The organism is Bifidobacterium jacchi, from assembly GCF_009078285.1.
GTDB classification, from domain to species: domain Bacteria; phylum Actinomycetota; class Actinomycetes; order Actinomycetales; family Bifidobacteriaceae; genus Bifidobacterium; species Bifidobacterium jacchi.
Genome location: NZ_RQSP01000006.1, coordinates 86418 through 100896, shown reverse-complemented (window position 1 = coordinate 100896; position 14479 = coordinate 86418). Strand labels below are relative to the sequence as shown.

The window sequence follows — 14479 nt, the reverse complement described above, 5'->3', positions numbered from 1 at the left end:
TGCCGTGGCGCTGGTCGCTGCGGCTGGTGGCGTCGTGCTCGCTCGTCGCCGCGCGTAGCCGTTGCGCGCGTGGTCGCGTGGTGCGGTCACAGGGAGCGGGTTTGGTCACGGGGAGCGCCCCGCTCCCTGTGACCGTGTCCCGTGATCGTTGGTATTGCAGCGTTTGTGGCACTCTGGTCACAGGGCGCGCCCGCTCCCTGTGACCAAACCCGCTCCCTGTGACCACCCCCGCTCCCTGTGACTGGCCGCTTCGCCGCCCTCCAATACAACACTTCCCAATACAACACTTCATAACTCAACGAATAACTGAATATCGGCAAGCCCTCTCCCATCGGGGGAGAGGGCATGTGAGGAAGAGAAACCCATGAACAAGCCTTCAGGAACAGTGTGGTCCCTACGGCGCAGGGTCGGTGCGCTGGTCGCCGCGGCATCCATGCTCGCGACGATCCCGGCCGCAGCCGTCGCCGCAACCGCGACAGCGGACGATCGCGTCATGCCCATCGCGCAAACGGAAACGCAACAATACCTTGAACTGACCATCAAACGCACCGACAGCAACGGTTCGCCGGTCGACGTGGGCGACAAGCTCACCTACGACATCACCTACAAGAACGTCGGCAGCCAGAACATCGTCGTCTATCCGAAATCAACCAACCTCAGCGGCGTGCTCGACAAACAGGCCGACGGCAAATCGCCGATCTGCCGCTGGAGCAAGCTGGAACCCGGCAAAACAGGCGCCTGCGCCAACAGCAACAACACCAACCTCGCCTACCATGTCGTCACCGAGGATGATGTGAAGAACGGCTTCACGCCGACCGCGGTCATCGACGCAACCAGCGACCTCGACGGCCAGACCGTGCTGCAATCGGTCACCATCACCGGCGACAAGGTGGCGGTCAACGAACCGGCCCCGCCGATCGACGACCCGACCATCACCCCGCCCGCCACGATCGACGCATGGAATGCGCGCAACGCCACGCTTGACGACTACAAGACCCTGTCGAGCAAACTGTCGAAGACCGACGGCATCAACTGGCTGTTCATCGGCGATTCGATCACCCAGGGCGTCGTGTACACGCAGGGCTACCGCATCTATCCGGAGCTGTTCGCCAACCAGGTGGAAAGCGAAAAGGTGCGCGGCGTCTCGCGTGCGAACGACATGGTGATGAACACCGGCATCTCCAGCGCCGACGCCAGCTGGCCGCTCAAGAACGGCGCGTTCGACAAGTGGGTCACCGAAAAGCATCCGAACGTGGTGTTCATCACCTTCGGCATGAACGATGGCCGCGAGGCTAAGCTGTTCACCGTCGAGCAGTATCTGAAGAATCTGAGCACCATCATCGACAAGGTGCGCGAGCAGGGCGCGATTCCGATTCTCCAAACGCAGAACTACACGACCAACGCCACGTTCAACAAGAATCTCGACACCTATTTCGACGCCGAGCGCCGCCTCGCCATCAAGAAGAACGTGATTCTCATCGATTTCAACAAGCGTTGGCTGGAAATCAACAACGGCGTGCGCGAATCCAACACGTACATGGGCCGCGGCAACAACATCCACCCCGGCGAGAACGGCCACATCGAATGGGCGAAGTTCACGCTCAAATCGCTGAACATGCTCGCCGACGGTGACCCGCTTGCCAAGTGGAACAGTGCGAACGTGACGCTGACCGGGCCGAGCGCCGGCGTCGATGAGGCAGTCAAGGGGCTGCGCGGCACTGCCGCCGCGACCGAGGCGATCACCGTCAAGCCCACGGCCGAGAAGTCGGTCGGCAAGTATCTGACCGGCGCGCAGTACGTCGATCTGGGTGCCGACATTGCGAAGGCGGCCAAGGGCGGCGACGCGAAGCAGTCGAACGTGACGATCCGCTTCCGTGCGACCGCCACCGGCAAGCCGCAGACGCTGCTGACGTTCGGCGATCCGGCGGCATCCGATACGCGATCGGTGATCCGCCTGAGTGAAACCGGCGCCGCGCAGTTCGTCGATTCCGCGGCGGCCGGCCAGTACTACACGGTCGGCACGAAGAATCTGGCCGATGGCGCATGGCACACGCTGTCGGTGAACTTCCAAGCCAACGGATTCACGATCTACGCCGACGGCACCGCCTACCGCGCGATCACCGGCACCAGCGCCAAGCAGCTGAACGTGCCGTCCGCGATCGCCGTGACCGCCGCCACCGCGGGCGCCACGCGCGACAAGACCAATCCGAACGGCACCCAGCAGCTCACCGGCATGATCGACTACGTAGTCGCCTACGACAGCGCGCTCAGCGATGAGGATGCCAAGAAGCTCACCACCGAAACCGCCGACGCTGCAGCCGCTGCCGACGCTGCAGCCGACGCCGGTGCCGCGGCAACCGCCATCAAGCCCGCCGACGTGCCGGTCACCACCGTGACCGCGGCGGCGGACGCGCTCACCCCGATCATCTCCGCGGTGAACGACCGCAAGAACATCGTGTTCGCCGGCGGCGAGACCATCGAGGGCAGCTACTCCGACCATGTGATCGCCAAGAACGTGGTGCAGCTGCTCGACGAACGCGTGCGCTGGGAGTACGTGACCGGCCTGACCGCGAAGGACACCGAGCTGGCGCGCGCCAAGTTCTTCGTCGGCGCGGCCGCCGGCGGGCGGACCGTGGCGCAGATGGACGCCGACTTTGACACTCTGATCGGCCGCTACAAGCCGGACATCCTCTTCCTGATGCCCGACCTCTACGATGCCGCAGGCAAGCTGGTCGAGAAGAACGATGCCGCCGGCGTGACCGCGTTCGGCGAGCATGTGAAGTCCGTCGCCGCTAGGGCCAAGGCTGCCGGGGCGAAGGTCGTGCTCGTCACGCCCGTCACCGTGCGCGGCTCCGAAGCCGAGTTCGCCGAGGCGATGCGCAAGGTCGCCGCTGCGGACGGGCTGCCGATCATCGACGCGCAGGCGTGGATGGCCAAGGTTGTGGCCGCCGAGCCGGCCGTGAAGACCGCGTGGTACAACGCGGCCGGGCAGCTCAACTACGCCGGCCACCTCGGCTACGCGCGCTTCCTGATGAAGTCGCTCAACCTGTACCCGTCGAACGTGAGCACAAGCCGCGTCGCGCTGCTGCCGTACGACTCGATCGGCGGCGATCTGGCCGGCGCGAACGAGGACGGCGGCACGGTTCCGGTTGCGCGCGTCGAAGGCGCTGCCGGGACTTCTGGGGCGGCTGCGAAGGCGCATATCGACGGCACCAAGATCGATCCCGCCAAGTCCGTGGTGATCGTCGACCATTATGCGGTCTACGAGGTCGGTGCGGACGGCACGCGCACTCCGGTCGAGGGACTGGGCGATGTCGCTCCGGAGACACTGCTGAGCGGCGGCGTGGACGTGCCGCTGCCGGCCGGTGACCGCAGCGCGCACACGTATGTGGTCGTCGGTTCGGCTGCCGCACCCGACGGGGTGGAACCGGTCACGGTGACGTATACCGCGCAGCTTGCCGCGTTGGAGATTGACGCAGCCGACTACACGAAGGTGGACGAGGCTCTGAAGAGTGTTCCCGCCGATCTGTCGATCTACACCGATGAGACCGCGGATGCTGTGAGGCGGGCCGTGGCTGCCGTGAAGCGCGGGCTGAGCGCCGATGAGCAGCAGACCGTTGATGCCTGGGCTGAGGCGATCAACAAGGCCGTTGACGGGCTGGTGAAGAAGAAGACCGACGGCGAGGATGGTGGTAAGCCGGTCGTGCCCGTCAAGTCGGTCGCGGTCGCGGATGCGAACGGCAAAACCGACGGACTGAAGGTCGCGATTGGCAGGAAGCTGCAATTGCGTGCCGCAGTCGCGCCCGCGAACGCCTCCGATAAGTCGGTGACGTGGCGGTCGAGCGCGCCTGGTGTGGCGACGGTGAACGCCGATGGTGTGGTCACCGGCGTGAGTGCGGGTACGGTGACGATCAGTGCGACCAGTGCGAACGGCAAAGTCGGCAGCGTATCGGTGACGGTCGTGCCGGGCGGCACGGGCGATGGTGCCGGTACCGGTACGGGCGGGGCTGGTGCCGACGGTGCCGACGATGCCGACAAGCCGGGCAACCCGGGCAAGAAGCCGGGGCTTGCTGATACGGGTGCTTCGGCATCTGCGCTGGCTGGCTTCGCCGCGCTGCTGCTCGCTGCTGGCGTTGCCGTGGCCGCCGCATCGGCTGCTTCGGTGACGGCTCGCCGCCGCGGCTGATCCGGGTGCCGATCTGCCGATCTGATCGGTCGGCAAGTCCTTCCGGGCTTCAGGAATCGTCGCTAACTGCGCGTGATTACGGCATGTCCGCGCAGTTAGCGACGATCTGAAGGCCATTTGTGTCGCTAACTGCGCGTCCTTGTCGTAATCGCGCGCAGTTAGCGACGTTTTTGAGTTGATACTGCCAATGATGGTGCGTCAATGATGGTGCCACTGCCTTGGTTCCTGCTGCTTTTCGCTGGTTTTGCGGGCTGCCGGCGCTCGCCGCGACGTAGCGGTGTTGTGCGGTGCGGCGATGTGTGTGGGTTGTGTGTGGACCGGTGCAGTTGGGGGATGCGTGTGCCGCATTTCGAGGGGGGGTGTGGTTGCGTTCACAATGCACATTTGCGCACATGCACTTATGAAATAATGACGCAAGTTCACAACAATCGAACATTTACGAACATGCGCGTCCCCTCAGACGGCGTTTCCAGCATCGTCCCGCAAACTACGTAGTCTTTTTTGCGACGTTTTCCATGAGATAATAAAAGTATCCGTATGAGATGCTAAGCAGCGGCCACCGGTATCCGACGGAGCGGCGCAGCAGCTGTTCGGTGGAGCATATGTGGTGAGTTGTGGACTATCCGCCATTGCACAAGGGTGCACAAGGAGGTGCGTGATGAGAGCTTTTAGGTCTCTCGGCTTGAGGGCTGCCGCTGCTGTTGCGGCGGCGGCCCTTATGCTTGTTGCGCCCGCGTGCGGCTATCGGCAGTCGCAGGAGCAGGTGCCGAAGCCTCAGCAGAGTGAGAGAATCGCCGGTTCCATGCAGGATTTCGCGAAACTGCTGCTGGAACAAAACGGTGGTGAAATGGGGGATGTGCAGAAGTCGGCTGTGAAGAAGGCTGCCACGTCTGGGAAGGTGACCGCTGCTGATTATGAGACGGGCGTGTCTGGTTATAGACAGTGCATGTTGGATCTTGGCTATAAGGAAATCATTTTCATCGATATTGGACGTGGGCTGAAGGTCGAGGCGACGCACAAGACCGGGACCGACGAGCAGGAAAAGAAATACATTGATGACAGCAGTGATTGCAATAGTCGGCATATGCAGTCGGTCGGTGCCCTTTATGAGAAACAGATCGGGAACCCCTCGTTGATAAAAGATCATTATGAGGCTGTGGCGGAGTGCTTGAAAAAGGAAAAGCTCGTTGATCCCTCGTATGACGGTAGGCAATACAAGGCGGAGAGCGAAAAGTACATGGACCTGATTGGGGAAAACAACAAAACTGAGTGGCCATATTCGTTCGATAAAGACAAAAAAGCGGAGGTCAATATATGCAAGTTCACGAATGGAGAACTGGATGTTGACCCGGATTGGCCTTGGGAATACATCTATTGACGGCGCTGGTGCCTGCATAAGGAAATGAAGGCAATAGGAGGTGTGTGATGAGAGCTGCTAGGTCTCTCGGCTTGAGGGCCGCCGCTGCCGTTGCGGCGGCGGCCCTTATGCTTGTTGCGCCCGCGTGCGGCAATCGTCATGACATTGTGCGGTCTCATGCTGATTCTCACGGCGCACGGATCGCTGCCTCGTTGCAGGATTATGCAACAGTGTTGTTGTCTAATAATGGCTCCGGTATGGGAGATGCGCAGAAGTCCGCCGTGAAGCATGTTGCGGAAACAGGGAAGGTGTCTGTGTCCGATTATGAGACGGGTCTTTCCGGATATCGCCAGTGCATGCTGGATCGAGGATACAAGGAGATTCTTTTCGTTGATATCGGCAAGGGGCTGAAGGCGGAGGCCCCTTATGCAGGCGGAACAGACGTGCAGAATAAGAAATACATCGAGGATCGAGTGAATTGCGAGCTTATTCATTCTGGCTCGATTTCGTCTTTGTACGAAAAGCAGACGGGCAATCCATCGCTGATTAAGGATCATTATGAGGCGATCGCGGATTGTTTGCGTAGAGCGAATCTGGTGGATGCATCGTATACGGGAAAGCAGTACAAGACAGAATACGAAGCATATCTCAAAGGTGATTCGCAATGGCCGTACTCGTTCTCTGAACAGGAGGATTCTGCTGTTCGCGTGTGCGAATACTCGAACGGCTATCTACGTGCGGATTCGGATTGGCCATTGGAACATGTTTGGTGAGTCGTGAATGATTCGCCCCTGCACAAGGAGGTGTGTGATGAGAGCTGTTAGGCCTCTTGGCTTGAGGGCTGCCGCTGTCGTTGCGGCGGCGGCCCTTATGCTTGTTGCATCCGCGTGCGGAGGGCAGTCGAAAGAGCCGCAGCAGGGTGCGTCGCATGTTCAGTCGAACAGCGAGAAGACTGATGCCTCCATGCAGGATTTTGCGAAGCGACTGCTTGAGGAGAACGGTGATCGGATGGGGGATGTGCAGAAGGCTGCGGTGGAGCGTGCCGCCAGGACCGGTAAGGTAACGGTCGCTGATTATGAGACAGGAATGTCCGGTTATAAGCAGTGCATGCTTGATCGGGGATATAAGGAGATCATTCTTATCGACATCGGAGAAGGCTTAAAGGTAGAAGCCACGCATAAGTCCGGCACTGATGCCCAGGAGAAGAAATACGGTGATGATGTATGGGATTGCATCAGCATGCATTCCCAATCTGTTGGCGCTTTATACGAGAAACAGATCGCCAATCCTTCGCTGATTAAGGATCATTATGAGGCGGTGGCCGAATGCTTGAAGTAGAAAGGTCTTGTCGATGTTTCCTATACTGCCGATCAGTATAGGAAGGAGGATACGTCGTATCAGGAATATGTTTCGAAGAAATACAATGGGAAAGAAAGCGGTGAATGGCCTTTCTCGTTTGCGGAAAGCGAATACGGGACGGCGAATGTCTGTTTTTATGCCAATGGCGCGCTTAACGTAGATCCGGATTGGCCTTGGGAATACATCTATTGATGGTGCTGGTGCCTGTGTGAAGAGGCGGGTGGGACGCGCCGGGCCGGCGTGTCGCGTTGCCTTCGGTCAGATGAACATTTTGTGGGGATGTGCAGTGGGGAAAGGCGTCGCAGAGCCTCTGTGAGCGTTCACAGTTCACATTTCCTCACAAAGTCAATGATGAATCGCTCATAGGCATACAGATTGGAACAAAAGCGAACATCTGGGGTTGGTTTGCGTTGTCTGCCGGGGGTTTCTCGGGAATTATGCAGTTGCTGGTGGGGCTTCGTTCATGAGATAATGATAGTGCTCGCTACGAGGCGGGCATCCGAACAACACGAAGGAGTGATTGCAATGAGATACCGTACCAAGATCGCTGCCGCGGGGAGTTCCTTTGCGGCGGCCCTGCTGGCCGTAGGACTGGCCGTATCGCCCGCATTGGCTTGGTATCATTCCGGCACCTGGCAGGGATCGTCGTTGCAGGGAAGCTGGAGATACAACTGGACCGAATCCCACGCGGAGGCTGCTGCCCCATATGCTTTTGTCGAAGTCTGCGCGAAGCAGGATGGCGCGGTTAATTATTCACGGGCTGGTTATCGGGGTCAATATCGAACCGCTGACAATCGTGGCTCTGAGCGGAATGCCAATGATGGTGCCGGAGCCCATATCTACAAGTATTGAGGTGTGTGATGAGAGCTGTTAGATCTCTCGGCTTGAGGGCTGCCGCTGTCGTTGCGGCGGCGGCCCTTATGCTTGTTGCAACGGCCTGTGGCGGACGGCCGCAATCGGAAGCAGTGCCCACTACCCCTCTGACTGCTGGAAGCAATGAAAAGCTTGCACCATCGATGCAAGCATTTGCGCAACGTCTTCTTCGTGAGAACGGTTCTCTGATGACCGATAAGCAACGGAAAGTCGTAGAATCAGTTACGAAGAGTGGCAAAGTATCGGTGGCGGAGTATGAAGAAAGCCTGTCTGACTACAAACAATGCATGCTGAGCCGTGGATATAAGGAAATAATATTTATAGATATTGGCGAAGGCTTAAAGGTTGAAGCTGGGCATATGGAGGGGAGCCGCGATAGAGAAACTAAGTATCGAAATGATATGGGCGAATGCATGGATTTGCATTATGGAACCATAGACACAATTTATCGTAGTCAAGTAGGCAATACGAGTCTGTTGCTGAATCATTATGAGGCAGTCGCGGATTGCCTGAAGAAGGCTGATCTAGTGCCATCCTCGTATACGGGGGATCAGTATAGAAAAGAGTACAATGATTGGGTTATGAGTGACAGTAATAATAAACAATGGACGTTTTCGTATAGTAAAGACAATTATGCGAAAGCTAATGTATGTGTATTCGCAAATGGAAGGTTGGATGTAAATCCGGACTGGCCCAAAGAGCAGCTTTGGTGAAAGGAATCGCATATTTATAGTATTCGCATGAATGGCAGCGAATAATGAGGTGATTGACTGCCGATCGGTGACGATGTCGACGGGGGTATCTGCGATAAGGCGACAGCGCATTGTACAGTTAGATCATTCGTACTCCATTCATAAATCATCCATAATTGCTTTCAATGTTACTGATAGCATTCGACCCACCTGTAACAATGCAGGTGATGTTCTCTCAACGAGGAAAGGACTATTATGAAAACCAATAAGAAGATAGTTGTCGGTACATCATTTGCTGCTTCGCTTCTTGCGGCCGGATTATTAGTTGCGCCTGCAATGGCGGCATATGGTGTATATCAGGGACAATCTCTGCAGGGTTATTTTAGTTTTTCTTGGACTAAATCACATGCTGAAGGCACTGCGCCAAATGGGTTTGTTCAAGTTGAAGCCAAGCAAGATGGAGCTGTGGCTGTTTCTCGGCCGGGGTGAGAGGAGACTATAGAAGGATTTCAAACACGGGACTAGCGAAAAATAAGAATGATAGCGCTAGAGCATTTGTTTATAGGTATTGAGGTGCGTGATGAGAGTTTTAAGATCTCTCGGCTTGAAGGCTGCCGCTGCTGTTGCGGTGTCTGCCCTTATACTTGTGTCTTCAGGTTGCGGGGTGTCGGAATCGGCAACATCATCCCATGTCGAGTCCGGGGAACGATGGGCGTCTTCTATGCAGGATTTCGCGAAGATCATTCTTAAAGAAAACGGCTCGGTTATGGGTGACGTGCAGAAGGCTGCCGTCGAGCGTGTTGCAAAAACCGGCAAGGTTTCCATCGCCGACTATGAGACCGGCTTATCCGGCTATAGGCAATGCTTGCTTGATAAAGGATATAAGGAAATCATTTTTGTTGATATGGGCAACGGTATGAAAGCTGAGACGTCGCACAAAGAAGGCACCGAAGAGCAGGAAGAACGATACAGTGCTGATTCCATATCATGCTTTTCCACTCATTCCGGATCAATCAGCGCCTTGTATGAATATCAGGTTGGGAATCCCAGTCTTATTAAAGACCATTATCAAGCCGTAGCCGAATGCCTGAAGCAGAGAGGTCTCGTAGAATCATCGTATACCGGAAAGCAGTACAAGAAGGAAAGCGAGGCGGCTGCGACAGTCGAAAGCAATGAAAGCGACAACTGGCCATTTTCCTACGACAAGTCCGATCAGACCGAGGCGAATATCTGCAAATACGCGAACGGCGAGACGGAAACGGATGAGAGCTGGCCGATAGAGCAGTTGTGGTAGGGCGGCGGTGCGTAGTCGGGCGGCGCGTAGTCGGTAGAATCATTCGTAAGCCATTCGCCAATCATCCATAATTCGCTTTCAACAGCTCAACAACATTGACATTGACGAACATTGACGCCATTCGATCAAAGGAGACGACATGAGCGACAAGTCCAAGAAAAGCCGCGCCGGCGAAAGGCGCGTTCCGGTGGTGTGGGTGATTCTTGCGGTGGCGCTCGCAGCGTCGCTCGCCGTCGGCGCATGCGCGCTATGGCTGCCGGATAGGGCACCGGCGCTGCTCGGCTCAGCCAGCGAGGTCACGAGCGCGCCCGTCAATGTGCAGCAGTACGACGGTGTGCAACAGGTGACCATGCTGCCCACCGTGGCGGCCAAACGCGACCTCACCGGCAATGCGAGCGGCATCGTGACCGGCGACTGGTCCGAAAAGGGACTGGCGTCCGGCAAGAAGGCATACAAGGTCAACGATCGTGCCGTCATAGCGCTTGCCACCAGCGCGCCGCTCTACCGCGACATGAAAACCGGCGACACCGGCGACGATGTGTTTGCACTCAACAACGAACTCGCACGCCTCGGCTACAGTGCGGCGGCACAATCAAACACGTACACATGGGCCACCGCGCAAGGCGTGACCAAACTGCTGGCCGACAACGGCAACACGTCAAGCAGTGGGGACCTGCCCATCGCCGACGTGCTATGGATTCCCAGCGCGAGCGTGCAGCCCGTCTCCTGGACAGCCACCCCGGGCGCGACCGTACAGGCTGGTACGGCCGTAGGGCAAGTGCCGGGAGCGCTCACCAAGCTCACCATCATGAACGGTCAGGCGTCCGATCAGGACCGAACCATCAGCATGTTCGGCCAGACCGGCGTCATCCCGGCCGGCCAGACCGCGGTCACCGACGCGAAATTCTGCAATGCGGTCGCCGCCACGAAAGACTACCGAAGCTTTGACGAAGCGGCGTTGTCCGCCGGACTGAGCGCAACCGTCTCGCTGAAGCAGCCCGTGCGCGTGCTGCGCGTGCCCGCGGCCGCAGTATTCGGCGTCAACGGCACGCAGGGATGCATCGCCGTGCCGAAAAGCGCGTCGGCATCCGGTGCGTCTGATGCGCCCAATGCGTCGGGCACATCTGGCACGTCCGGTGCGACGGGCGGCGGCGCGGACTCCGCGGCGGCGAACTACGACGTGGTGAAGGTGACCATCACCGGGTCCGAACTCGGCGCCAGCCTGGTGCAGACCGACGGCGTGGACGCCGCAACGATCAGCAACGTCGCCATCGGCAGCGCCATCGCGAACGAAAGCTGCCGATAATGTCCGGGATCGCGGTCAGCGCGCACGACCTCGCCCACCGATTCCCCGGCACCGACGTGCTGTTCGAGCATCTCGACTTCACCGTGACACCCGGCCAGACGGTCGCGATCTGCGGACCGAGCGGCTGCGGCAAATCGACGCTGCTGTCGATTCTCGCCGGCTGGGAGAAGCCGTATGCGGGGACGGTGGAGCGGACCGGCATCCGCCGCATCGGCTGGGTGTTCCAGAACCCGTATGGCGTGGCGAACCGGACCGCGCTCGACCATGTGGTGTTCCCTCTGCTCGCCAAAGGGGAGCGACGGCGCGACGCGGAACCCGAGGCGTTGGCCGCGATGGCCCTGTTCGACCTGGACTATGCCGCCGACCGGCGGTTCAGTGATCTGTCGGGCGGCGAGGCGCAGCGGCTCATGCTCGCGCGCGCGGTATGTTCCAAGCCGGACATGCTGCTCGTGGACGAGCCGACCGCGCAGCTCGACACGCGCACCGCGCACTCCGTGAGCCATGTGCTCGGCAACCTCGCCGGGCAGGGCATGATCGTGCTCGTCGCCACGCACGACCCGGACACGCGCGACGCGTGCGGGCGGATCATCGATCTGTCCGACTATGCGCCGGCCGAAGGGGAGGATGTCAGCGGAATCGGCGGCGTTGCGGAATCCGGTATTGCATCCGGTATTGCATCCGGTAGTGAGGAATCCGGTATTGCGGAATCCGGTATTGCGGAAGGGGGCCGACTATGAGACTCGCATCGATCTGTTCCGAAGCGCTGCGCAACATCGGCTCCGGCACCTCGCGCGCGGTCACCATGCTCATCGCCGTACTGTTCGCCGGGACGCTGCTCGGCGGCTACGAGGCGGTGTCGGTCGTCGCGCTCGAAAACGAGGCCGCCGCGCGCATCACCGCCTACGCGGACACGAAGGTCGTCGTCGGCAGCAACGTGTCGATCGATGGCAAGGTGTGTGACCGACTGTCATCCGTTCCGGGCGGTCCCGAGCGGTCCGGCGCGGTGCGGCGGGCCGACGCGATCGCGCCGAAGTCCACGCCCACCAGAGACGTCTCGACGTACGAGATCACCCCCGGCATGATCGGCATGCTCATCGCCGGCGGGAATGGCGTCGTTGACGGCGTTGGCGTTGTTGACGACGCTGCGGCGGCATCCGGCTCCGCGCAATCCGGCGATGCAGTCGGCGACGCTGCCGGAACGCCGACCAAGCCGCGCATCGCCGCCAGCAGCCGCATCGACACGTCCGGCATATGGGTGTCGCGCGAACTCGCCGCCGACTTCGGCCTGACCGTCGGCACCCGATTCGAGACCACCACCGGCACCACCACCGTCGCAGGTGTCTTCGACTGGCCCAACGACGGGCGCGACACGCGTTTCGCCTACGCAATGCTCGTTCCCGCATCGCCGTCGCAAGGCGTCTTCGAGGAATGCTGGGCCAAGCAGTGGCCGACCACCGCCCAGACCGACGAACTGCTCTACTCGACCGTCGTCGCATCCAACGACAGCGAACCGGGCGCGGCCGGCGTCACCGAAATCAACAAAAGCTTCGATTCGCGCTACGACGCGCAGGTCGCCTACGCCGGGCGCATGACCCGATGGATGCCGTACGTGGCGCTCGCGGTCGGACTGCTGCTCGGGTTGATCGCCGTGCGCCGCCGCCGACTCGAATACGCGGGCGCGCTGCACTCCGGGCAGTCCAAAGGCGCGCAGCTGCTCGGCATCGCGCTCGAAACGCTGATCTGGGCTGGCTTGGGCGCGTTGTGCTCGGGCAGTCTGCTGACCACGTACGGCGTGCGGGCGGCGCGGTCGGATGTGCTTGCGGTGCTGATCGCCGCGTGGCGCTCGCCGCTCGCCCTGTTCGCCGGGGCGATGGTCGCCGCGTTGGCGGCCGGGTCGCTGATTCGCGAATCGCAGCTGTTCAGGTACTTCAAGAATCGATGACGGCGAGTGCATGGTGCTGCGGTGGGGCGGTCGGTGGAATAATGGACGTGTGATTCGCTGGCGGCGGTCGCTGGATTTGATGATCCGATGATCGGGCGGTCGTCGGCTTGCGCATTGCCCGACCTGCGGGTCGCGGATGAACCGACCGATGAATCGACTGATGAATCGACCCTACGACGAAAGGCGCTGTAATGCTGCTCAAGGCTGTGTTCTGGGATTTGGACGGCACGTTGATCGACTCGGAGCCGTACTGGCATGCCGGTGAAATGGAGATCGCCAAGGCGCATGGCGGATATTGGGATGAGCAGCTTGCATGGTCGTGCTCGGGAACGCCGCTGGCGAATTGCGCTGCGGTGATCCGCGCCCACGGCACCGATCTTCCGCCGGAGCAGATCGGTCAGATGATGGTGGACTACGTGACCAAGCGTGAATTGGAGCATCTGCCGTGGAATCCGGGCGTGTTGGACGTGCTGGCGTCGCTGACCGCCGCCGGCGTGCCTTCCGTGCTGGTGACGACCTCGCCGCGCGTGCTTGCACAGAACGTGGTGAAACAGGCTCCCGTGGGCGCGTTCTCCGGGTTCATCTGCGGCGACGATGATGTGCCGAACAAGCCGGACCCGGCGCCCTACCTGGCTGCGGCGAAGATGCTCGGCATCGAGGGAGGCGACGCGATGGCGCACTGCATCGCGTTGGAGGATTCGATCACCGGTCTGACCTCGGCAGTGGCCTCCGGGGCGACGACCGTCGCACAGCTAGCGTTCAACCGCAACGCGAACCCTGACGGCCCGCAGTTCGCCTCGCTCAATGGATTCGATGGTGTGACCGCCGCCTCGCTCGACGACATCGTGCGTCGCCGCATCGCCGCCGCATGATGTCGCGTGATTTGGCCTGAGACCGCCTGAGTGCGCCTGAGTTGCGCGCTCTCGCATCGTGCGCGCACTGTGCTCACGCACCATGCTGGGATCGTGCTATCTCGAACGGTGCTATCTCGAACGGTGCTATCTCAAATTGTACTATCTCAAAACCGAGAGGCTGTTTTTCGACTTTGCTGCAGTCTATCTCGAAACTGAGAGGCTGCAAGGACGTGCACCTGTCACGCGGTGAAGCCGAAAACAGCATCGCTGTAGTGGGTTATCCCATTGCATCAGCCTCTCAGTTTTGAGATAGACCGCCGCAGAACCCAAAAACAGCCTCTCGGTTTCGAGATAGCGGTGCGATATGCCGATTCGCATGCTTTGTTGTCAGGTTTGCGGGTATGGGGTCCGGTATGGAGTGCCACAAAAGGTTCTACAGTCAGGGGCTTCACTGGGCTACAGGACACCACAGGACGTGGAGAACGAGTATTATCGACAGCAGACGGCACAAGTCGTCTCACAGTAGAGACGGAACAACAAGCAGCCCACTCCTGTTCTGCGCGCTGTCATGTTGGTTGCCAATTGGCAACCAGTGCGGCGATACGATTTGACGGAA

Annotated in this window: 12 protein-coding genes; all 12 read left to right on the top strand. The window is 59.7% G+C overall.

Annotated elements, in window-relative coordinates:
* The first annotated feature begins 364 nt into the window (after positions 1-364).
* Entirely contained in the window at positions 365-4186 is a 3822-nt protein-coding gene (locus EHS19_RS03250; protein WP_151916360.1) for a GDSL-type esterase/lipase family protein, read from the top strand.
* Between the two features lie 658 nt (positions 4187-4844).
* Entirely contained in the window at positions 4845-5564 is a 720-nt protein-coding gene (locus tag EHS19_RS03245; protein WP_151916359.1) for a hypothetical protein, read from the top strand.
* 47 nt (positions 5565-5611) lie between these two features.
* The gene (locus tag EHS19_RS03240; RefSeq protein ID WP_151916358.1) at positions 5612-6316 is read left to right on the top strand and encodes a hypothetical protein; all 705 of its coding nucleotides are present in this window, start codon (positions 5612-5614) and stop codon (positions 6314-6316) included.
* A gap of 37 nt (positions 6317-6353) precedes the next feature.
* A complete protein-coding gene (locus EHS19_RS03235; protein WP_151916357.1) occupies positions 6354-6881 on the top strand; it encodes a hypothetical protein in 528 nt (175 codons plus the stop codon).
* Between the two features lie 546 nt (positions 6882-7427).
* A complete protein-coding gene (locus EHS19_RS03230) occupies positions 7428-7754 on the top strand; it encodes a hypothetical protein (RefSeq protein WP_151916356.1) in 327 nt (108 codons plus the stop codon).
* Between the two features lie 8 nt (positions 7755-7762).
* The gene (locus EHS19_RS03225; protein ID WP_151916355.1) at positions 7763-8488 is read left to right on the top strand and encodes a hypothetical protein; all 726 of its coding nucleotides are present in this window, start codon (positions 7763-7765) and stop codon (positions 8486-8488) included.
* Positions 8489-8722: 234 nt separating this feature from the next.
* A complete protein-coding gene (locus EHS19_RS03220; protein ID WP_151916354.1) occupies positions 8723-8956 on the top strand; it encodes a hypothetical protein in 234 nt (77 codons plus the stop codon).
* A gap of 232 nt (positions 8957-9188) precedes the next feature.
* Entirely contained in the window at positions 9189-9761 is a 573-nt protein-coding gene (locus tag EHS19_RS03215; protein ID WP_151916353.1) for a hypothetical protein, read from the top strand.
* A 139-nt stretch (positions 9762-9900) separates the two neighbouring features.
* Positions 9901-11067, top strand: coding sequence for a hypothetical protein (locus tag EHS19_RS03210; RefSeq protein ID WP_151916352.1), 1167 nt, complete (start codon positions 9901-9903; stop codon positions 11065-11067).
* On the top strand, positions 11067-11804 hold the full coding sequence (locus EHS19_RS03205; RefSeq protein ID WP_241677046.1) for an ABC transporter ATP-binding protein: 738 nt from the start codon (positions 11067-11069) through the stop codon (positions 11802-11804). Before EHS19_RS03210 ends, EHS19_RS03205 begins: the two co-directional genes overlap by 1 nt.
* On the top strand, positions 11801-13009 hold the full coding sequence (locus tag EHS19_RS03200; protein ID WP_151916351.1) for a hypothetical protein: 1209 nt from the start codon (positions 11801-11803) through the stop codon (positions 13007-13009). Before EHS19_RS03205 ends, EHS19_RS03200 begins: the two co-directional genes overlap by 4 nt.
* A 191-nt stretch (positions 13010-13200) precedes the next feature.
* The gene (locus EHS19_RS03195) at positions 13201-13881 is read left to right on the top strand and encodes an HAD family hydrolase (RefSeq protein WP_151916350.1); all 681 of its coding nucleotides are present in this window, start codon (positions 13201-13203) and stop codon (positions 13879-13881) included.
* The last annotated feature ends 598 nt before the right edge of the window (positions 13882-14479 follow it).